Here is a 21116-nt window from a genome sequence, read left to right as displayed (position 1 = left end):
AGGATGATATTATGAAAAGTTTTAAGTATACAATAATAAAAGAGGATGGGAAAAAGCAAACTGATGTGATTGAAGCTAATGATTTTAATGAAGCTAAAAGTCTTCTTAGAAAAAGAAATCTTAGAGTTCTTGAAATCAAAGAAAGTAAAAGTAAAAATATAAATATATCTTCTAGAAAGAGAAGAAAAGACTTAGGGGCTGACCAGATAAGCCACTTTTGCAGACAGTTTGCTATTATAGTGTCTTCTGGTATAAATAGTATTTCTGGATTAGAAACATTAGCAGGAAGGTCAACTAATGTTACATTAAGAGAAGAAATAAATCGTATAGTAGCAGAGATAAAAGTAGGTTCTACTATTGCTGATTCAATGCTTGCACCAAAGTCGAAGTTTCCAAAGTTACTTGGTGCCATGGTAGCTACAGGTGAAGCTACAGGTAAACTAGATGAAGTATTAAAAAGTATGGCTTCATTTTATTCCAGTGAGCATAGAGTTAAGCAAAAACTTAGAAATGCGGCTACATATCCATTAATAGTTTTGATTTCTTCATTTATAATGATTTTTATATTTACAGCATTTATGGTACCTAAGATGATTAATTCAATTACAACAGTAGGTGCTACTCTTCCACTTATAACAAGGATTGTTATGGGATTTGGTACGTTTATGAAGACATTTTGGCCAATAGTACTTTTAGCTATTATATTGTCTATTTACCAATTTAAGAAGTATCTAAAAACACCAGTTGGTAGAGCTCAAAAGGATAGAGTTATAAATAAAATTCCTGTTTTGGGAAAAGGGATAAACTGCATGGTGGCTACACGATTTTCAAGAGCATTGTATCTATTTGTATCAACAGGATATCCATTAGTACAAGGGCTTGATTATATCATAGATAGTGTAAATAATACTATGGCAGAAAAGATTTTAACATCAGCAAAAGATGGAATAACAAGAGGTGAAGGTCTAGCAGAAAACTTACAAAGATATACGTATTTTGATTCAGTTTTAGTGCAGATGATAGCAATAGGGGAGCAGACAGGGGAATTAGAGAACATAAGTAGACAGATGGCCGAATTCTATGAATATGAATCCGAAATTTATCTAAATAGAATGGCATCAATGATAGAACCTGTTTTAATAATTGCAGTTGGTATTATAGTTGCGGTACTGGTTGTATCAATATTCATGCCAATGCTTAGTATATATGATGCTATGTAGGAGGGAAAACAACAAATGAATAAGGTTTATGTATCATATTATGGTGATTCTATATCCATAGTTGAAGGCAGATACAAACATGATAAAGATACGTTTTATATAAAAAACTTTAATGTATTTTCAATAGAGGATATTGCTCAAGATTTTTCTAAAGAAAAGTATGCTCTATTGAGATATGCATTAGAAAATGTAAGGTTAAAATCAAAACACATAGTGTTTTGTTTGAATACGAGAGATGTAATTCTAAAACCTCAAAAGTTGCCTAAGATGGATAAAAAAGATTTAGATGGATTTATGAAGTTAGAAATGGATGAAATGATGGCTTTAGAATCGGATGAGTATGTATTTTCATATGAAGTATCTAGTGAGATATCTGATAGGTCAGAAGGTGAAGAGGCTAGTTTAAATCTGATTATTGGAGCTATAAGAAAAGAAGAAATAAATGCAATTGTAGATATAATACATGAATTTGATTTGGTATTGGATAGAATAGATACATTATCAACTGCCTATTTAAGAATTCTCAAGAACTTAGATTACAATGATATAATGGTGACAAATATAAGCGATAATAGCACAATTATAAACATATATAAAAAAGATACTTTATTCATTAGTGATAATATACCGATAAGAATAACTGCTAAAGATATGGAAATACAATTATTAAATGTGGTCGAAGAGTCAAAAGGACTTATGAATTACTATTCGTCAAGAAACTTTGGTAAGGTAACAGATACTATATTGATATTGGGGAAAAGGTACTCTAATAAATTAATTTATGAGGCTTTTAGTTCTGCATTTTCAAACTATGTTTCTCAAGGTCTTACAGAGATAATGGATATAGCTGATATGGTATCTGGTGATATAGATGAAGATGATATAAATTCAATTGTAGAACTTTTAGGTTGTATGATAGAGCCTAAAGGAAAAAAAGATTTTGAAAATATAAATTTTCTACCAATGGATATACTCAGAAAACAAATGAAAGCTAAACAAATAAAAAGTGTAATGAAGATAGCACCCGTATTTATTTTAGTGGTTTCTATTCCATATTTATGTTTAATTTTTTCAAACAGTTTAGCTAATAAAGAACTTGAAAATGTAAATGATGAAATAAGGAATATTGAATCTGCTTACTATCAAATTGGAAATATAGAAAAAATGATACAAAGTAAAACAGAAGAAATAAAGGTATATGATATGTTAATTGGGAAAAAGGTTAAATGGGAAAATCTATTGGATGATATAGATAAAAATACTCCAAGTAGGGTTGAACTGACAAGCTTATCAACAACATATCAAGGAGTAGGAACAACTAATAAAACTGAAAGCTCAGACAACAGTAAAACTGATACAAATAAATCAAATAATGATGAAGCTAAAACAAGTACAAATACAAAAAGTAATAATAATGAAAGTAAAAATAGTAATGACTTAAATGAAGATAAAACTGTAAATGTGGCAGAGGCGTTAAATGGTAATGAGGAGTCTGATAGTAATACAGAAGCAGATGATAAGACTCCATTATATGATAAGATACCAAATGTTTTGAATATAGAGGGAAATGCTAAGGATTCTTCTTATGTAGGGCAATTTTTATATAAATTAAAGGGATTGTATTATTTTGAGGATGTTAAACTGCATAGTATAAAAAGCAATGGAGAGGATTCCAACTATACATTTAATATGACATTATACCTGGAAGAAGGTGTATTAACTAATGAATAAGGACATATTTAAAAAAGATATAAAAGATATATTTAAAATGGAAGTTAGTCTAAAGGGAATTCTTATAAAAGTTGTAATTTTACTTGCTATTTTATCCTATGGATATTTTGGACTTTATCCACAATATGAGAAATATGTTTCTACAAAAAATTCTGTAAAACAAGCTACACAAAAATTAAATACATATAAAGAGAAAACAGCTCTTATGCCAAAATATGAAAAACAACTTAAAAATATTGAGAATGAATTAAATGAAAAAAGTAAAAATCTATTATATGATATGCAAGATGGTCTGTTTCTAATTGGTTTAGACAAGAAAATGAAAACATATAATATTGACTTAACTAGCTATGATGTTGGAAACATTAGAGAATATGAACATTTTTGTGGAATATCAACAACAATAAGTGTTAGAGGGGACTATAGAAATGTTAAAAAATTGATGGCTTATTTAGAAGAACAAAAAAATGTTACTCAGATATTAGACTATACTATGACTTCATATATAGAACCAGAAAAAGAAGAGCAAGAGACAACAAGTAATAAAGATCTAATAAAAAATGTGAACATAAATAAAGATACAAAAATATATTGGGTAGAAGGCGAAGATAAATGGCATTTATATAATGACTGTCCATTGATAAAAGAGGGAGAAATTCTTAAGAATGACAAACTTTTAGATAGGTCAACAAGTTATCTATGTAATACATGTGTACTTAGAGCTGCAACAGAAAAAGAAACAAAAAAAGAAGTAGCGACTCCAGAAGCAGAAGGTGTAGTAGAGGCTACGTTTAAATTTATAATGTATACGAAAGAAAATACTACAATGGTACTTGATACAGATAATCCATCTTCATGGAGACCAGGAAAATATAATCCATTTAAATCTAGTGCAAAATAAAACCAAAGAGGTTTTAAAGATAGGTGATGAACTTGTACAAAAACAATGAAAAAGGTCTTACTTTATTAGAAATAATAGTGGCTGTATTTATATTGACTATAGTTTTAAGCATTTCTTATAAAGTATTTAATGGTATAACATCAGCAGTAAAAAAACAACAAATCATTACAGATGCTCAGGTAAATATTAATTTAATTAATAAATATTTAAATAGAGACTTAGAAAACTGTAAGGATGTAATAAAGAACAGTTCAGGTAGTGGCTATGAATATAATATAGAAACTCCAGAGAATATAGTGAAGTATGAAGTATCTATAGAGACCAAAAACAATACAGGAGTATACTCTGTAACAAGAATTCAAGAAAATACTACTAATACTGAAGATGGGCTTAGAGAAGCAATAATCTCTAAGCAACCATTAGTTCAAAACAATAAAGAAATGAAGGAAACACCATTTAAAATAGAAAAACAAGCTGATAAATCTATTTATACGGTAAGTGTATATTATAATGAATCAGCTCAAGAAGGCCAGAAAAGCAGTAACTTAAATAATAAGACTTATACATTTGATGTTATGTCAAGAATTGGGTAAATGGGAATTTATTTAAAAAATAAGTAGGTTGATAAAATATGGATAAAAAGAGTAATGAAAAAGGATTTTCTTTAATTGAAGTATTAGTAGCTATGGCAATTATGGGAATTATATTATTTGCATTTTTTAATATTATCAATACTAATGAAAAGGCCAACACTAAAAATGAAGCAGATATAAGTTCCTTAAATTATGTTCAAAGTGAAATAGAGAATTTAAGAGAGAAAATAAAAAGTGGAACATTTGATTTTGACAGTCTAGATAAGCGAGAAGATGGAACGGTGGAATATGAAAAATTAATAGATAAATCAAATAAAGTTGTATATGATAAAGTACTTAACAAGGATGATGTGAGCTTGTATGATACTCCATATAAAGAGATTACAACAATAGAAGATAAAGATGGCAATATAATTGACAAGGAAAGTATTACAAACAAAGTAAAGGTTATTGTAGAGGATAAAAGTGGTCAAATATACAAAATAACTGCAACAGGGAAAAGCATGAATGACTATTCAAGTAAAAAAGAAGTTAAAATTGTAACTGAAATATTTAAAGATAAATAATTTTACTTGGGGGTGAGATTTTGAGGAAGTGGAATAAGATAAAAAACGAAAGAGGAGCGGCGTTAGTTTTAGTTTTGGTTGTAGTAGCATTGCTTTCTATTGTTGGGGTGACATTTTCAAATCAAATAGCTAATAGAATAAAGTCTACAAAGACTACTAATGAGGTGATACAGGCCAAGTATTTAGCAGAGACCTGTGTGGAAAATAGTGTTGATAAAGCATATGAAAAATTGTATGATGAGCTTGAAAAAATAGACAATGAGTTTAAAAAAGATAACAATAAGGAAAATAAGGTAACTTCAAGAACAGTAGCAAATGAGGATAAAGAGGAAAATCTTGAAGAAATACAACTTAATTATATGAATAATATAAAATATTATCTAGCTACAGCTTGTAAAGAGTTAGAGAAAGCAAGAGATGAACTAATAGAAGTAGAAAAATTAGGTATTATGCAAGATGGTGATGCGAATATGGTTTACTCTTCTATTGATTCAAATAAAAAATTTATATTAGCGTTGGGTGAGAAATACAATACTGGTGATATTTCTAATATAACACGACAAAAATTAGAATCAGATATTGATAATATGGTTAATTATGAATCAAAGCTTTTAGGAAATGATATGATGTTTAAATTCTTTTTAGAAGATGGTAATGTTGAAAAAGATGAACATATTGATAATGCGTTTATACACACATATAAAGCTTTGGATAAAATTTCTTTAGCTATACAAAATATGAATGAATATAGGCATACGATATTTCATCGTAATTCGTCAAAAGTAGAAGTTTTAGATGAAATTCCAAATCAAACACAATATTTAGAATTGATACAAAGGGATTTGATTGATAGAAATTGGAGTAAATGTTGGGATGAATTGAATAAATATATAGAAGAAATTCCAAATAGAAGCAAAGAATTAAATGATTTGAGAACTAAATTATTTGATAATGTACAAAAGTTTGAAGTTCTAAGTTTAAATATATCTAAAGGAGAAAAAAATACATCAGAAAATTATGTACAATACAAGAATCTATTATATGAAATTATAGAGCAGTTTAATAAAATCAAAATTGAAATGTACAGAGAGCTACCTTCAAATTTTGATGCATTTGGATTAAGTGAAACTTTGAAACAACTTCAAAGAGAAACACTGACAGAGATAAAATGTAGAATAAAAGAACTAAAACCTCAAGAGGTGGCTAAAACAGAAGATATATCTTTAAAAATACCTTTTTATAAAGCTGAATATGATGCGACAAAAGAAGATTGGTTAAATCTAATTGAGAATGGATATAGCACAGAGATGAAATTTACAGTTACTGGAGATAAAAATGGAATAACTGAGATAGAACCAGAGAAAATCGAAAAAATTATTCCTGGATTAGGTGAGGAAGTAAATTCAAATTCAAAATATAAAGTTCAGGCAACTGTAAACTTTAAAATCAAGAAAAATGAGTCAGATAACGATAATATAAAAGATATAATTTCAATTAGTCATGACATAAGTTCATATAAAAAAATAAACTAGATACAAATAAAAGATAATTTAGTGTAAATTAAGTAATAAAATAACCTTATGTATTTATTACTAAAAAAGTAAGTAAACTAATAGAAGATATGGAGAATAAATATTATGTATATTTATGATTTATTAGAACAAGGTATAAGATTGAACGCATCAGATATACACATAACAGTTGGTACAAATCCTGTAGCTAGAGTCAAAGGAGGATTTGTAAAGCTAAGTGAACAAATCTTGACACCAGAGATAACAATGCAAATGGCCAAAGACATAGCTGGGGAATCTATGTTTAAAGTAATAGAAGAACATGGAGAAGCTGACTTTTCAGCTTCTCTAAAAACTGGAGAAAGATTTAGGGTAAATTCCTATAGACAAAAAGGAAATTATGCAATAGCAATAAGAACTATAACAGCAGAAATACCAACTTTTGAGAAACTAGGACTTCCAGAAAACATAAAATCCTTTACTGAAAGACATAAAGGATTAGTTTTAGTTACAGGGCCTACAGGAAGTGGTAAAAGTACAACACTTGCAAGTATGATAAATATAATAAATGAAACACAACAAAAACATATAATTACACTAGAAGACCCAATAGAGTATGTCCATCACCATAAACAAAGTTTAGTAAACCAAAGAGAAGTAGGAACTGATACAGAAAGTTTTCACTCAGCTCTTAGAGCTATTTTACGTCAAGACCCAGATGTAATTCTAATAGGGGAAATGAGAGACCCGGAGACTGTGTCAATAGCATTAACAGCCGCAGAAACAGGACATCTAGTATTTTCAACACTACATACAGTTGGTGCTGCTAAGACAATAGACAGAATAGTGGACATGTTCCAGCCAGCTCAACAACAACAAATAAAAACTCAATTGTCTACAGTTTGTGAAGGAGTAGTATCACAACAATTACTTCCTACATCAGATGGGAAAGGTAGGATAGCTGCAATTGAATTGATGTTTGCAACACCAGCAATAAAAAACCTAATAAGAGAAGGAAAAACATATCAAATTCCAAATATGATACAAACTGGAGTTAAAGCAGGTATGAAAACTATGGATCAAGATTTGATGGAACTTTATAAAAATGGAAAGATTACAAAAGATATGGCACTTAGTAGATGTACCGACCAAGAATTTATGACTAGAATGATAGGTGGCGTAAATTATAATGGAAATTATAGTCGTTAATTTATATGTATTTGTAATTGGTATAGTATTTGGAAGTTTTTTTAATGTTTGTATTTTTAGGATTCCAGAATGTATATCTATCTCTAGCCCCCCATCTCATTGTATGAGTTGCAATACTAGACTAAAACCTATGGACTTAATACCAGTTTTTAGCTATTTAATGAGTGGTAGAAAATGTAGGTATTGTGGTGAGAAAATTTCTAGCAGATATGCTATAGTAGAGTTAATTACAGGAATTTTATTTTTAACAGTGTTTATGGTTTATGGAATATCTATATCGACTATTTATTATTTGGTTCTTGTATCTTTATTAATTGTAATAACATTTATAGATATTGACCACTTTATAATACCAGATAGGATACTAGTTTTTGGAGCTATATTTGCTATAATTTTTAATCTCCTACTAAAAGAAGTTTCAATTAAAGATTCTATTATAGGTGCTTTTGTATGTGGAGGAAGTGTTTGGCTTATAGTAGCTCTAATTGAATTTATAATAAAAAAAGAATGCATGGGTGGAGGAGATATTAAACTATTCGCAATGTTAGGATTATATATGGGCACTAAAAATGGTCTTTTAACAGCTTTAGTGAGTGTTTATGTAGGAGCAGTATATGGAGTTTGTGTGATAGTTTTCAGTAAGATAAAGGGAAAGAAATACAACTCTGTTATACCTTATGGGCCATTTATATCAATTGGAGCATTGATAACAATTTTATTTGGAAGACAATTACTTGAATTTTACTTTTCTATACTTATGTAGATGATAGTTAAATTTAATGTAATTTTAATTTTTATAAAAGTGAATTAAAGTAATCAATAAGGACAATATTATTATTAACCCTACTACAGAGTACTGTAGACTATGGAGTATATAATAATAATTTCCTTATTTTTTGCATATTTGATAAATAAATCCTTATATATTTTTTGTGATGGAGTAAAGAAAAATTCGTATAATATGTTTTTTATTTACATAATAACTGTAGTTTTATCTGTATTAATATATCTAAAATTTGGGATTAGTGCAGAATGTGTACAATATATAGTATTAATTCCATTTTTAATAATTATATCTATTATAGACTACTACACAATATATGTATATGATATAACAATAGTTAGTGGTATAATAGTTCAAGGTGTAATTTTTTTAATCTTTTGCAATATAGTGCAAATTGACTATATAAGTCATATATTTGGACTGGCAATAGGTTTTATTATACCTTATATTATTGCTAAATTTACAAAAGGATTAGGCTATGGAGATGTAGGTCTCTATAGCTTATGTTGCTTTGCATTGGGAAATAATTATGGATTTTATGTGATAGTTTTATCATTTATTTTAGCATTTTTATTTTTTGTTATTTTATATGGAATTAAAATTTTTAAAAATATAAATATCAAAAAACAAATTCCTTTTACACCATTTATTTCTCTAGCGACAATTATAATAATATTTACAGAGTATAATATATTTGATTTTTATTATAGTTTGTTATATAAATTTCTATAACAGGAGGTAAAAAATGTACGTAGTAGTAGGGTTAGGAAATCCAGGAAAAAAATACGAAAAGACTAGACATAACGTTGGATTTGATGTCATAGATATTCTTGCAAAAGAATACAACATTAGTGTTACTAAAATAAAACACAAAGCTTTAATTGGCGAAGGCAGAGTAGGTACTGAAAAAGTATTACTAGTAAAACCACAAACTTATATGAATTTAAGTGGAGAAACATTAATAGATATATATAAATATTATAAGGTAGATTTAAATAATATAGTAGTAGTGTATGATGATATAGATTTAGATGTTGGAAAGATACGCATAAGAAAAAAAGGAAGTGGTGGTACTCATAATGGAATGAAATCTATAACGAAGTGTTTAGGTTCAAATGATTTCCCAAGAGTAAGAGTAGGTGTATCTAAGCCAGAAGTTGGCCAAGACTTAGCAGATTTTGTACTTTCTAGATTTAGAAAAGAAGAATCTGATAATATAAATGAAGCACTAGAAAAAGCGGCGTGTGCTGTTGACTCAATAATAAGAGAAAATATAGACATGTCTATGAACAAATACAATGGATAGTGAGAGGGAGATTTAAATGAATGATGTTTTTTTATATCCTTTGCAGAACTCAAAAGAGTATAAAGATATAATAAACTGCATAAAAAATACAAAAGGCTCATTATTGGTTAATGGACTTTTACCAGTACAAAAACCTCATATATCATATTCTATGTTTAATGATTTGTCACGACAAATGATTTTTATCACAAGTAGTGATTTAGAAGCAAAAAAAGTATATGAAGATTTAAATTTTTATGTTGGGGATAAAGTCGAATATTTAGGATTTCAAGATATTTACTTTTATCATTTAGATGCAAAGGACAGAAACGAAGAAGCAAAAAAATTAAAGGTATTGTTAAAACTAGCAAAGAAAGAAAAAATAATTTTAGTAACTTCTATTGAAGCAGTTTTAAGAAAATATATACCAAAACAAGTTTTACTTGATAGTGTATCTCATTACAAAGTGGGGGATAGTTTAGATTTAGAAAAATTAACTGAGAAGTTAGTTTCCTTAGGATATGAAAGAGTTTCAAAAATAGAGGGGTTTGGTCAATTTAGTATAAGAGGTGGAATTATTGACGTATTCTCACTTGAGTATACAAATCCGATTCGTATGGAATTATTTGATGATGAGATAGATTCCATACGAACTTTTGACGTATTTTCTCAAAAATCAATTGATAAGTTACAACAGTTCTCTATAACTCCTTCAAGAGAATTTATTTATCCAGAAAAAACTACAGATGCATTAGTTAGGTTAAAAAAAGAAACAACTAAAAATACTGATGAAGGAACCTTTCAAAATATAGAATATATATCAAGTAAGACTTATTTTGAAGGTGTAGAAAACTATATAGATTATATCTATCCAGAAGAAAACAAAAGTATATTTACTTATCTAGCAGATGATGCAATAGTATTTATCAATGATATAACAAGACTTAAGGAAAGATGTGAAAATTACTTAAATGAGTTTAGAGAAAATTACAAACTAAACCTTGAAAGAGGTTTGGCTGTTAAAAATCAAGGAAAACTATTATACCATTATACAGATTTGGAGTACCTAGTAAAAGACAAGTCTGTAGTCTTAAATTCACTATTACCAAAGTCTATAAATAACTTTTCTGTAAAATCCATAATAAATTTTGAAAGTAGAGAAGTACCTACATTTAATGGAAAAGTAGACTTACTTGTAGAAGAATTAAATCGGCTGAAATACAATGGTTATAAAATAATTTTGGCTACAAATACATTGGAAAGAGCAAATAAATTAGGAAAAGATTTATTGGATAAAGGCTTAGAAACGACTGTTTCTAAAGATAGAGATATTGAAATTAAATCTTCTCAAATTGTAATTGTACCTGCACATATAAATAGTGGTTTTCAGTATAAATCTATAAAATTTGTTGTTATAACAGATAATGAAATGATAGGTGTTTATAAAAGAGCCTCTAAGACTAGTAATAAAAAAGCAAAAAAAGGAAAGAAGATAGAGTCATTTTTAGATTTAAGCGTTGGAGATTATGTAGTACATGAAAATAGTGGTGTAGGTAGATACACAGGAATTGAACAGATTACAGTTAATGCAATCAAAAAAGATTACATGAAAATAGTTTACCAAGGTGGAGATAATTTATATGTACCAATAGACCAGATGGATAAAGTACAAAAATATATTGGTGCAGAGGTAGAAAAAGTTAAGTTAAATAAGCTTGGAACCAATGAGTGGACAAAGGCAAAGGCAAAAGTCAAAAAAGAAATTGAAGATATGACAAAAGACTTAATTGAACTCTATGCAAAACGTGAAAAGATACAAGGGTATAAGTTTTCAAAAGATACACCATGGCAGGCAGAGTTTGAATCCTTGTTTCCATATCAAGAAACAGAAGACCAATTAAAAGCAATAGAGGAAACTAAAAAGGATATGGAATCAAGTAAAGTAATGGATAGACTTGTCTGTGGAGATGTTGGCTATGGAAAAACAGAAGTAGCAATTAGAAGTATTTTTAAGGCATGTATGGACCAAAAACAGGTTGCAGTATTAGTTCCAACAACAATACTGGCTCAACAGCATTACAATACATTTAAAGAAAGGTTTGAAAATTATCCTTTGAGAGTGGAAGTTTTAAGTAGATTCAAGACTCCAAAACAACAAAAGCAGATTATTGAAGATGCTAAAAAAGGGTTAGTAGATATTCTAATTGGTACTCATAGAATAATATCTAAAGATATAAATTTACCAAACTTGGGTCTTGTAGTTATTGATGAGGAGCAAAGATTTGGTGTAAAACACAAAGAAGCTTTAAAGAAAATTAAATCTACAGTAGATGTGCTTACACTTTCAGCAACTCCTATACCAAGAACTCTACATATGTCTTTAAGTGGGATAAGAGATATGAGTGTTATAGAAGAACCCCCACAAGAAAGACATCCTGTAATAACATATGTTACTGAGAGTAAGGAAAGCGTAATTCAAGATGAAATAGAAAGAGAATTAAGTAGAGGTGGACAGGTATTCTTTGTATACAATCGAGTTGAGCATATTGAAGAAATGGCAAGTATGATTCAAAAGCTTGTCCCAGATGCTAGAGTAGCTGTTGCACATGGAAGAATGACTTCTAAGTCACTAGAAAATATAATCTTAGGATTTTTAAATAAAGACTATGATGTGCTAGTGTGTACTACAATAATAGAAACAGGTATGGATATATCCAATGCAAACACCATGATTATATACGATGCAGATAAAATGGGATTAGCTCAGTTATATCAGTTAAGAGGTAGAGTTGGAAGAAGTTCCAGACAAGGATATGCCTATCTCATGTATGAAAAAGATAAAACTTTAAGTGAAATAGCAGAAAAAAGATTAAAGGCTATTAGGGAATTTACAGAATTTGGCTCAGGTTTTAAAATAGCGATGAGAGACCTTGAAATCAGAGGGGCTGGAAATATTTTAGGTTCTCAACAACATGGTCATATGGCAGTTATAGGTTATGATTTATATGTCAAAATGCTTAATGATGCAATTAAAAAGGTTAAAGGTGAGCCTATTGTTGAAGAAATTGATGTTGAAATAGATTTAAGTGTAAATGCATATATTCCAGACAATTATATTAAGGATGAATTGATTAAGATTGAAATGTATAAGAAAATTGCTTCTATTGAAAATAGGGAAGATATGTTGGATATACAAGAAGAACTTGAAGATAGATTCTCTGATATACCTAAACCAGTACAAACACTACTTACAATAGCTTATATAAAATCGTTGTGTAAGATATTAAAAATAGAAAAAATTAGACAAGTAAAAGATGAAATATTATTAGTTCCAATAACAAAGTATAGAACTAAACAAAAAATAGGTTATAATATAGTTACAGAATTAGAAGAACTGTTAGAAAAAATGTGCAAGGTCAAATAACTTGTAAATTTAAGAAGGGATGTTTTAAATTTGAAAAAAGTAATAACGTTAGTAATAGCTATGATAGTTGTAGTATCAATAACAGCTTGTAGTGCAAGCACAGATGGAACTGTAGCAACAGTAAACGGTACAAAAATATCATCAGATGAATTTAAAAAAACTATAGCTCTTTATAAAGATTCTATGGAACAAACTTATGGAAAAGACATCTGGGACAAAGAAGTTGAAAAAGGAGTAAAGTATAAGGACAAGTTTAAAGACTTAATTCTTGAACAACTTATAACTACAGAAGTTATATATTCACAAGCTAAAAAAGATAACTTACTTCCTAAAAAAGAAGATGTTGAAAAAAGTTTTAAAGATTTAAAAGATGCTATGAGTAAAGATGAAAATTATAAAAAACAACTTGAAAAATTAGGTATAGATGATACATTTTTAAAAGACCAACAAGAAAAAGATTTAGCTATGCAAAACTATCAAGCTAATTTTACTAAAGAAACTAAAATATCAGATGAAGAAATGAAAAAATACTATGATGCACATAAAGATGAATTCAAAAAAGATGAGGTAGAAGCTTCTCATATTTTATTAAAAACAGTAGATGACAACAATAAACCACTTTCAGAAGAGAAAAAGGCAGAAGCTAAGAAAAAAGCTGAAGAAGCCCTTAAAGAAGTTAAATCAGGTGAAGATTTTGCAAAGGTTGCAAAGAAATATTCACAAGATGCTTCAGCAAGTGATGGTGGTAAATTAGGATTCTTCTCAAGAGGTCAAATGGTCGCTGAATTTGAAGAAGCAGCATTTTCTATGAAAAAGGGTGAAATATCTAACTTAGTTGAAACTCAATATGGATACCATATAATCAAAGTAACAGACAAAGTAAATGAACAAACCCCATTTGAAGATTCTAAAGAAACTATAAAAGATCAATTATTAAAAAACAAATATCAAGAGAAAATAGAAAAATTAACTAAAGAAGCTAAAGTAGAAAAAGATGAAAAAGTAATAAATACAATCACAATCTAAAAACTAAAAAAATAGTAATATGCTTAAAAAAGCTATATCTGGAGAAGATATAGCTTTTTTTGTATATTTTTCTTAACAATGGTAAAAATAAACTTAAAGTAATTTATGGAGGGATTAAAAAATATGAAAGCAACAGGTATAGTTAGAAGAATAGATGATCTTGGAAGGGTAGTTATCCCAAAGGAGATAAGAAAGACATTAAGAATTAGAGAAGGAGATCCTTTAGAGATATTCACAGCAAAAGATGGAGAAGTCATACTTAAAAAATACTCTCCAATAGGAGAATTAAATGAATTCTCCCAAGAATATGCTGAAACATTAGCAGAAGTATTAGGATATGGTGTATTAATAACCGATTTAGATTCTATAATAGCTGTATCTAAACTTCCTAAAAAAGATTATAAAGAAAAAAGTATAAGTGATGAGTTAGAAGCAATAATAAGTGAAAGAACAGTAAAATACTCAAAAGATAAAAATATTTTACCTTTATTTAAAGAAGACCAAAAGGAATATATTAGTCAAGTTATTATGCCTATAATTAGTGCATCTGGTGACTGTATAGGTTCGATTGTAGTTGTTTCAAAAGATAAAGATACAATTGCAGAAAGTGAAGAAAAATCTTTAAAAATAGCTGCTAACTTTTTAGGAAAACAAGTTCAATAATTTTATCATAAAGACCTTTTACGTGAAGGTCTTTTGAAGTTTTTGTTTAAAATATTGAATATAGCATTAAAAATATGGTATATTAAAGTTTGTTATATAAACAGTATGGAGGTTATGTTATGAACAATAACAAAAACAAAGACTCCTTTTTAAAAGGAGCCCTTATACTTGGGCTAGCAGGTGTAATCGTAAAAATAATGGGTGGATTTTTTAGAATTCCCCTTGGGAACATGATTGGTTCAGAAGGAATGGGATACTATCAGGCTGCTTATCCTGTGTACACTCTATTTTTAACATTAGCTACTGCTGGATTCCCAACAGCTGTGGCAAAATTGGTTTCGGAAAAAGTTGCTATTGGAAATTATAAAGGTGCAAATAAGATATTTAAAGTATCGCATACAGTTTTATTTATAACTGGTATAATATCATTTTGTATATTGTTTTTTGGGGCCGACTACATAGTAACAAACATAATGAAAAATCCTGGTGCATTGTACTCTATGAAAGCTATTGCTCCAGCTTTATTATTTGTTCCAGCGATGTCAGCATATAGAGGATATTTTCAAGGTAGACAAGACATGACTAAGATTGCTGTGTCTCAAGTTGCAGAGCAATTTTTTAGAGTTGTATTAGGTCTTACTTTGGCCTACCTACTTATGAAAAGTTTTGGGCAAACTTTAGGAGCAGCAGGTGCTATATCAGGAGCTACAATAGGTTCAGTAGCATCTATGGTTTATCTGATGTTTGCTTATATGTTAGGAAGAAGAGAACGTAGAGCTGAGATAGATGCGAGTCAAAGGTTCAAGGATGAACAAGTTTCTTATATCTTTAAAAAGCTTTTAACAGTTGCTATTCCGATAACAATAGGTGCATCAGTAATGCCACTTGTAAATATGATAGATAATGTTATTGTAATAAGAAGACTTATGGAAGCAGGCTTTACATATAAAGTAGCAAATTCAATGTTTGGTCAATTGACAGGTATGGCAATGGCAACAATAAATTTACCAGCCGTTATAACAACTGCAATGAGTATGAGCTTAGTTCCAGCTATTTCTAAAGCATATGCATTAGGTAATAAATCAAAGGCTAGAAAAGATACTAAAAATGCTGTTAAGGTGACTTTGCTTATAGTATTACCTTGTGCGTTTGGTATGGCATCATTAGCGATACCAATAATGGGTCTTTTATTTCCACATGAGCCATCATCTGTAGGAACTATCTTGTTTACTCTTACTCCATGTGTACTGTTCCTAGGATTAATACAAACATTAACAGGTATAATTCAAGGAATGGGAAAACCCATAGTTCCCGTAATTGCTCTATGTGTGGGTATGTTATGTAAGATTGTTATAAGTTACACATTGACAGGTATACCAGATATCAATGTATTAGGTTCAGCTTTTGGAACAGTTACAGCATACTTTGTGGCAGCTATGATTAACTTATTATATGTTAAAAAATATATGAATGTAAAATTTCCTAAGAAGGAATTTATAATAAAACCATTTATAACAGTTATGACAATGTTTATAATGGTTAAGTTGAGTTATGGTGCTTTAGTTGGATTATTGGGCAATAGTCTATCTACAATAATCGCAATAGGTGTTGGTGGGATTGTATATGTAGTAGTTATTCTTGGAATAGGCGGAATTAAAAAAGAAGAGATATTAACTATGCCAAAAGGTGATAAATTATATAAATTGTTAAAAAAAGTTAAACTTATAAGATAATATAGGAATATATATGCAAATAAAGGAAATACTATACAAATAAAGGAAATACTATACAAATAGTAAAGCTCCTTATTTGTATAATAATACAAAAATAAAGTGAAATTTGCTAATGGGAGTGATGTTATGGGTAAGATAAGTATTGTAGGGCTTGGACCAGGAGACTATTCTCTTATAAGCCAAGGTGTACTGGAATCTTTAAAAAACAGCCCTAGAGTCTTTTTTAGAACAGAGAAACATCCAATAATTGATAAACTTAAAGAAACTATACAATACACTTCTTTAGATTACTTTTATGAAAATGAGGAAAACTTTGAGAGTGTTTACTTAAAAATATCTGAATTTATTATAGAAGAATCTACAAAAGGTGATTTAGTATATGCGGTTCCTGGTCATCCAAGGGTCGCAGAAAAGACTGTAAGTATAATAGAGAGACTTGCCGATGAAAAGCACATAAAAGTGGAGATAGTACCTTCTATGAGCTTTGTAGACGCTATGTTTAACTATTTAGCTATAGACCCATCTGATGGATTTAAATTGATAGATGCCTTTGAGATAGAAAACTCATACATAGATTTAGATACAAGTATGATAATAACTCAAGTGTATGATAAATTTATAGCATCAAATGTAAAGTTAAAACTTATGGAATATTATGATTATAATCAAGAAGTATGTATAGTAAATGGAGCAGGTGTCAAAGATTTAGAAAGTAAAAAGTTTATAAAATTATGTGAATTAGACAGAAATGAAAACTTTTTTGACTATTTAACTAGCTTATATATACCCAAAAGTTCTAAAAAGATGTATAATACAGTACATGACTTAGAAATAATAGTTAATACATTAAGAAGTCCATCTGGATGTGAATGGGATAAAAAACAAACACATCAATCATTAAAAAATTCTGTTATAGAGGAAGCATATGAACTTTGTAATGCAATTGATAATAATGATATAGATGAAATGGTAGAAGAATTAGGAGATGTTCTTTTACAAGTTATATTCCATTGTCAGATAGGTAATGAGGAAGGCTACTTTGATTTAAAAGAAGTGGTAAATGGTATATGCAAAAAATTAATTCATAGACATCCTCATATATTTAATGGTGTAAAACTAGATATGTCTAAGTTTGAAAAAACTTGGGAAGAGTTAAAGAAAGAAGAAAAAGGCGAAAGCACTGTAACAGATGGCCTTAGAAGAATACCAAAACATTTACCAGCTCTTATGAAGGCTAGTAAAGTTCAACATAAAGCAGCTCTTGTTGGCTTTGATTGGGACAATGTAGAAGATGTATTTAAAAAAATTGAAGAAGAATATCAGGAATTACTTGACGAACACAGGGTCGGGAATATAAAATACATAAAGGAAGAACTAGGCGATTTATTATTTTCGATAGTAAATCTAGCTAGATTTTTAGACATAGACTCAGGAGAAGCCTTGAACTGTACTACAGATAAATTCATAAATAGATTTGAGTTTGTAGAAAAAAGTGCAATGAATTTAAATAGAAAATTAGAAGACATGACACTTGAAGAGATGGATGAATTTTGGAATCAGGCTAAAAAACAATAAAATTGTGGAAGGAAATTTGTCAAAAATCTAGAACTTTTATCAGAAAGATAGGAGTCTATATTATAAACATTTTTAGGAGGTAAATATCGTGAATAAAGCTGAATTAGTATCAAAGATGGCAGAAAAAAGTGGATTAACAAAGAAGGAAGCAGAGGCTGCGTTAAACGCATTTATGAGTTCTGTTCAAGATGCACTAGTAAATAATGAAAAAGTTCAATTAGTTGGATTTGGAACATTTGAGACAAGAGAAAGAGCTGCTAGACAAGGAAGAAATCCAAGAGATCCAGAGCAAATTATAGATATACCAGCTTCTAAAGCACCAGTTTTCAAAGCTGGAAAAGGATTAAAGGATACAATAAATGGATAATTAGAAATCTTGTGAAAAAGTGTGGATAAATTTACCACACTTTTTCTATAGAGCTAAGGAAGGTGATAATTATGAGATTAGATAAGTTTTTAAAAGTATCTAGGATTATAAAGAGAAGAACTGTTGCTAAAGATGCATGTGATAAAGGAATTGTCACTATAAATGGAAAAGTCGCTAAATCTTCTTCAGAAGTGAATATTGGAGATACACTAGAAATACAATTTGGAGAGAAGAAGATGAAGTTTAAGATAAATGAAGTAAGAGAGCATGTATTAAAAAATGATGCAAAAGAAATGTACGAAATTTTAGAATAAAATTAATAGTCCTCTAGTATATTAATAGTAGTATTAGTGAAATATTTACTGGGGGGATATTATGGAACAGAACATAACTTTGAAAGATAGATCAAAGCTGGTTATTTCAGGAGTCGAGCACATATATTCTTTTAATGATAAAAGAGTAGAGCTTAAAACTTCTGTAGGCGAGATGGTAATTGAAGGCGAAAACCTAGATATGAGCAAGCTAAGTATAGACGAAAATATAATTAGCATAGATGGAACTATAAATTCTATGGTATATGCAAAGCCTAAAAAGCCACAAGAAAGTTTTTTGAAAAAGGTATTTAGATAGATGATACCTTTTACTCAAGATGTAAGTATTTTCTACGCTACTATTTATGGTGGAATACTCATAGGAGTGTTGTTTGATTTTTATAGAGGCCTGAGAGGGAGTTTTAAATTCATCAATTATTTTGCAATAATTTTTGATGTATTGTTTTGGTTTCTGGCAACCATTATAATATTTATAACAATAAACCTTACAGAGTTTTTTAATTTAAGATATTACCATTTTGTGGCTTTGTTTATTGGTTTTATTTTATACTATAACACCATAAGTAAAATTGTTTTATCAATTATCAATAAAATAATTCGTTTTGTGAGGAATTCTTTTAAAAAAGTTACACACTACATAGTCAGTTTTTTAAACAATTTGTATTACGTTATAATCTATTCACTACACCTACTATTTGATATTATATTTTATATACCAAACATATTTATGGCAACAAAAAAAAGTATAAAGAGAAAATCAAATAAAAAATCAAAAAACAAGAAAAAATCAAAATCTAAGAAAAAAACTAAAACTAAAAAAAGGGTGTAGGAAAAATGAACTTAAGAAAAAAATTTTCAGGACAAATTATTGTTATCAGTTTATTTTTAGGAATATCAATTTTTAGTATAATGACAGGATTTGTATTTGAGTACGAAAAAGCTAAAGAATATAAAACAGAAATAGCAAGTCTAAATAAACAATTAAAAAAGACTGAAATACAAATAAACAGCTTAAAGAAAGATGAAAAATCATATGAAGGAGACTTAGAAGAAATAGCTAGAAAAAGATTAAACATGGTAAAGCCTAATGAAACCGTTTATGTAGATATAAATCGTTGATTAAAACTGGCTAATAAGTCTACAAGAATATTGATTTTAAAATTTAAGATTAAATAAAAAAGTCATTCAGTTTAAGGATGACTTTTTATTTTGATTAAGGAGGAATTTTATAATGAAAATAGGAGCTATTGATATTGGGACGAACTCAATGAGATTGTTGATAGTAGATTATGTGGATGGAAAGCTTATAAATAGAAAAAAATTTGTTAATACAACTAGAATTGGGCAAGGCGTAGATAGCAAAGGATATATAAAGGAAGATGCGATTCAAAGAAATATAAAAGCATTAAAAGAATTCTCTGACAAGTGTAATGATGAAAAATGTGAAAATATTTATTGTATGGGGACATCTGCCCTTAGAGATAGTAAAAATGGAGATTACTTTGTTAAACTAGCAAAAGAAGAAGCTGGTATAGATGTTGATATAGTTACGGGTATAGAAGAATCAAATTTGGGCTTTAAAGGTGTTTTAGAAGGTATACAAGAGGATAATGATATTATTGTTATAGATATTGGAGGAGGTTCAACAGAGTTTATTATAGGTGATTCAGATGGAATTAAATTTAATAAAAGTGAAAATGTAGGAGCTCTTAGAATGACAGAGAAATTTTTGAAACACGATATTATTGAAAATGAAGAGTTTGAAGCTATGAGTTCATTTATATATAATGAAATTAGTGAGACTTTAAATTACATAAAAGAAAAGGGATTAAAAACTCTTATAGGTATAGGAGGTACAATCACATCATTGTCAGCAATGAATCAAGAATTAGAAATTTACTCTATGGAAAAAATACATAACAGTAAAATATGCAAAAAAGAAATAGAAGAAATTCTACAAAAATTAATAAAGATGACATTAAGTGATAAAAAGAACTTAAAAGGGCTACAAGAAAAACGTGCGGATATTATAACTGCTGGTGTAAAAATATTGAATATAATAATGGAAAAATTAGAAATAGAAGAAATAACCGTAAGTGAATACGATAATTTGGAAGGCCTAATATGTCAAAAGTCAAAAAAAATGTATTAATATTTTTTGATATTTGGAACCGATTATGACAAAAAAAATTACTC

21 protein-coding genes are annotated in these 21116 nt (G+C 28.7%); all 21 read left to right on the top strand.

The window, feature by feature from the left end:
* The first annotated feature begins 11 nt into the window (after window positions 1-11).
* The 21 genes from KGF36_RS13890 to KGF36_RS13790 all read left to right on the top strand — a co-directional run bounded on the left by KGF36_RS13890 (window position 12) and on the right by KGF36_RS13790 (window position 21072).
* Window positions 12-1220 (top strand): type II secretion system F family protein, encoded by a 1209-nt coding sequence (locus KGF36_RS13890; RefSeq protein ID WP_227829108.1) that lies wholly within the window; start codon window positions 12-14, stop codon window positions 1218-1220.
* A gap of 15 nt (window positions 1221-1235) precedes the next feature.
* On the top strand, window positions 1236-2951 hold the full coding sequence (locus KGF36_RS13885) for a PilN domain-containing protein (protein ID WP_227829107.1): 1716 nt from the start codon (window positions 1236-1238) through the stop codon (window positions 2949-2951).
* Window positions 2944-3852 carry a type 4a pilus biogenesis protein PilO gene (gene pilO / locus KGF36_RS13880; RefSeq protein WP_227829106.1) on the top strand — a complete coding sequence of 303 codons (909 nt, stop codon included), beginning with the start codon at window positions 2944-2946 and terminating at the stop codon, window positions 3850-3852. The genes KGF36_RS13885 and pilO overlap by 8 nt, the downstream gene beginning before the upstream one ends.
* A gap of 26 nt (window positions 3853-3878) precedes the next feature.
* Window positions 3879-4445: a prepilin-type N-terminal cleavage/methylation domain-containing protein gene (locus tag KGF36_RS13875; RefSeq protein ID WP_227829105.1), complete on the top strand. Its 567-nt coding sequence runs from the start codon at window positions 3879-3881 to the stop codon at window positions 4443-4445.
* Between the two features lie 38 nt (window positions 4446-4483).
* Window positions 4484-5011, top strand: coding sequence for a prepilin-type N-terminal cleavage/methylation domain-containing protein (locus tag KGF36_RS13870; protein WP_227829104.1), 528 nt, complete (start codon window positions 4484-4486; stop codon window positions 5009-5011).
* Window positions 5012-5031: 20 nt separating this feature from the next.
* A complete protein-coding gene (locus KGF36_RS13865; protein ID WP_227829103.1) occupies window positions 5032-6543 on the top strand; it encodes a hypothetical protein in 1512 nt (503 codons plus the stop codon).
* A gap of 105 nt (window positions 6544-6648) precedes the next feature.
* Entirely contained in the window at window positions 6649-7731 is a 1083-nt protein-coding gene (locus KGF36_RS13860; protein WP_227829102.1) for a type IV pilus twitching motility protein PilT, read from the top strand.
* On the top strand, window positions 7712-8494 hold the full coding sequence (locus KGF36_RS13855) for a prepilin peptidase (RefSeq protein ID WP_227829101.1): 783 nt from the start codon (window positions 7712-7714) through the stop codon (window positions 8492-8494). The genes KGF36_RS13860 and KGF36_RS13855 overlap by 20 nt, the downstream gene beginning before the upstream one ends.
* 102 nt (window positions 8495-8596) lie before the next feature.
* Complete coding sequence (locus KGF36_RS13850; RefSeq protein WP_227854800.1) at window positions 8597-9247, top strand: prepilin peptidase; 651 nt, start codon at window positions 8597-8599, stop codon at window positions 9245-9247.
* A 13-nt stretch (window positions 9248-9260) separates the two neighbouring features.
* Window positions 9261-9821 carry an aminoacyl-tRNA hydrolase gene (gene pth / locus KGF36_RS13845; RefSeq protein WP_227436306.1) on the top strand — a complete coding sequence of 187 codons (561 nt, stop codon included), beginning with the start codon at window positions 9261-9263 and terminating at the stop codon, window positions 9819-9821.
* A gap of 16 nt (window positions 9822-9837) precedes the next feature.
* Window positions 9838-13224 (top strand): transcription-repair coupling factor, encoded by a 3387-nt coding sequence (gene mfd, locus KGF36_RS13840; RefSeq protein WP_227829099.1) that lies wholly within the window; start codon window positions 9838-9840, stop codon window positions 13222-13224.
* A gap of 30 nt (window positions 13225-13254) precedes the next feature.
* Complete coding sequence (locus KGF36_RS13835; RefSeq protein ID WP_227829098.1) at window positions 13255-14250, top strand: peptidylprolyl isomerase; 996 nt, start codon at window positions 13255-13257, stop codon at window positions 14248-14250.
* Between the two features lie 123 nt (window positions 14251-14373).
* On the top strand, window positions 14374-14913 hold the full coding sequence (locus KGF36_RS13830) for a stage V sporulation T C-terminal domain-containing protein (RefSeq protein WP_227436300.1): 540 nt from the start codon (window positions 14374-14376) through the stop codon (window positions 14911-14913).
* Between the two features lie 119 nt (window positions 14914-15032).
* Window positions 15033-16646 (top strand): polysaccharide biosynthesis protein, encoded by a 1614-nt coding sequence (locus tag KGF36_RS13825; protein ID WP_227829097.1) that lies wholly within the window; start codon window positions 15033-15035, stop codon window positions 16644-16646.
* A gap of 126 nt (window positions 16647-16772) precedes the next feature.
* Window positions 16773-18221, top strand: coding sequence for a nucleoside triphosphate pyrophosphohydrolase (gene mazG / locus KGF36_RS13820; RefSeq protein WP_227839022.1), 1449 nt, complete (start codon window positions 16773-16775; stop codon window positions 18219-18221).
* An 88-nt stretch (window positions 18222-18309) separates the two neighbouring features.
* The gene (locus KGF36_RS13815) at window positions 18310-18588 is read left to right on the top strand and encodes an HU family DNA-binding protein (protein ID WP_227436295.1); all 279 of its coding nucleotides are present in this window, start codon (window positions 18310-18312) and stop codon (window positions 18586-18588) included.
* A gap of 71 nt (window positions 18589-18659) precedes the next feature.
* Window positions 18660-18902, top strand: a complete 243-nt coding sequence (locus KGF36_RS13810; RefSeq protein WP_227436285.1) for an RNA-binding S4 domain-containing protein — start codon at window positions 18660-18662, stop codon at window positions 18900-18902.
* A gap of 61 nt (window positions 18903-18963) precedes the next feature.
* A complete protein-coding gene (locus KGF36_RS13805) occupies window positions 18964-19218 on the top strand; it encodes a YabP/YqfC family sporulation protein (RefSeq protein ID WP_003421411.1) in 255 nt (84 codons plus the stop codon).
* The gene (yabQ, locus tag KGF36_RS13800) at window positions 19219-19749 is read left to right on the top strand and encodes a spore cortex biosynthesis protein YabQ (RefSeq protein ID WP_227829095.1); all 531 of its coding nucleotides are present in this window, start codon (window positions 19219-19221) and stop codon (window positions 19747-19749) included.
* Window positions 19750-19754: 5 nt separating this feature from the next.
* Window positions 19755-20039, top strand: a complete 285-nt coding sequence (locus tag KGF36_RS13795) for an FtsB family cell division protein (RefSeq protein WP_227436281.1) — start codon at window positions 19755-19757, stop codon at window positions 20037-20039.
* A 112-nt stretch (window positions 20040-20151) separates the two neighbouring features.
* Window positions 20152-21072 carry a Ppx/GppA phosphatase family protein gene (locus KGF36_RS13790; RefSeq protein ID WP_227829094.1) on the top strand — a complete coding sequence of 307 codons (921 nt, stop codon included), beginning with the start codon at window positions 20152-20154 and terminating at the stop codon, window positions 21070-21072.
* Window positions 21073-21116: the final 44 nt, after the last annotated feature.

It is taken from the genome of Clostridioides sp. ZZV14-6009 (assembly GCF_020658095.1).
Classification (GTDB): domain Bacteria; phylum Bacillota; class Clostridia; order Peptostreptococcales; family Peptostreptococcaceae; genus Clostridioides.
The sequence above is the reverse complement of the archived record's forward strand: the minus strand, read 5'-3'. Positions and strand labels throughout refer to the sequence as shown.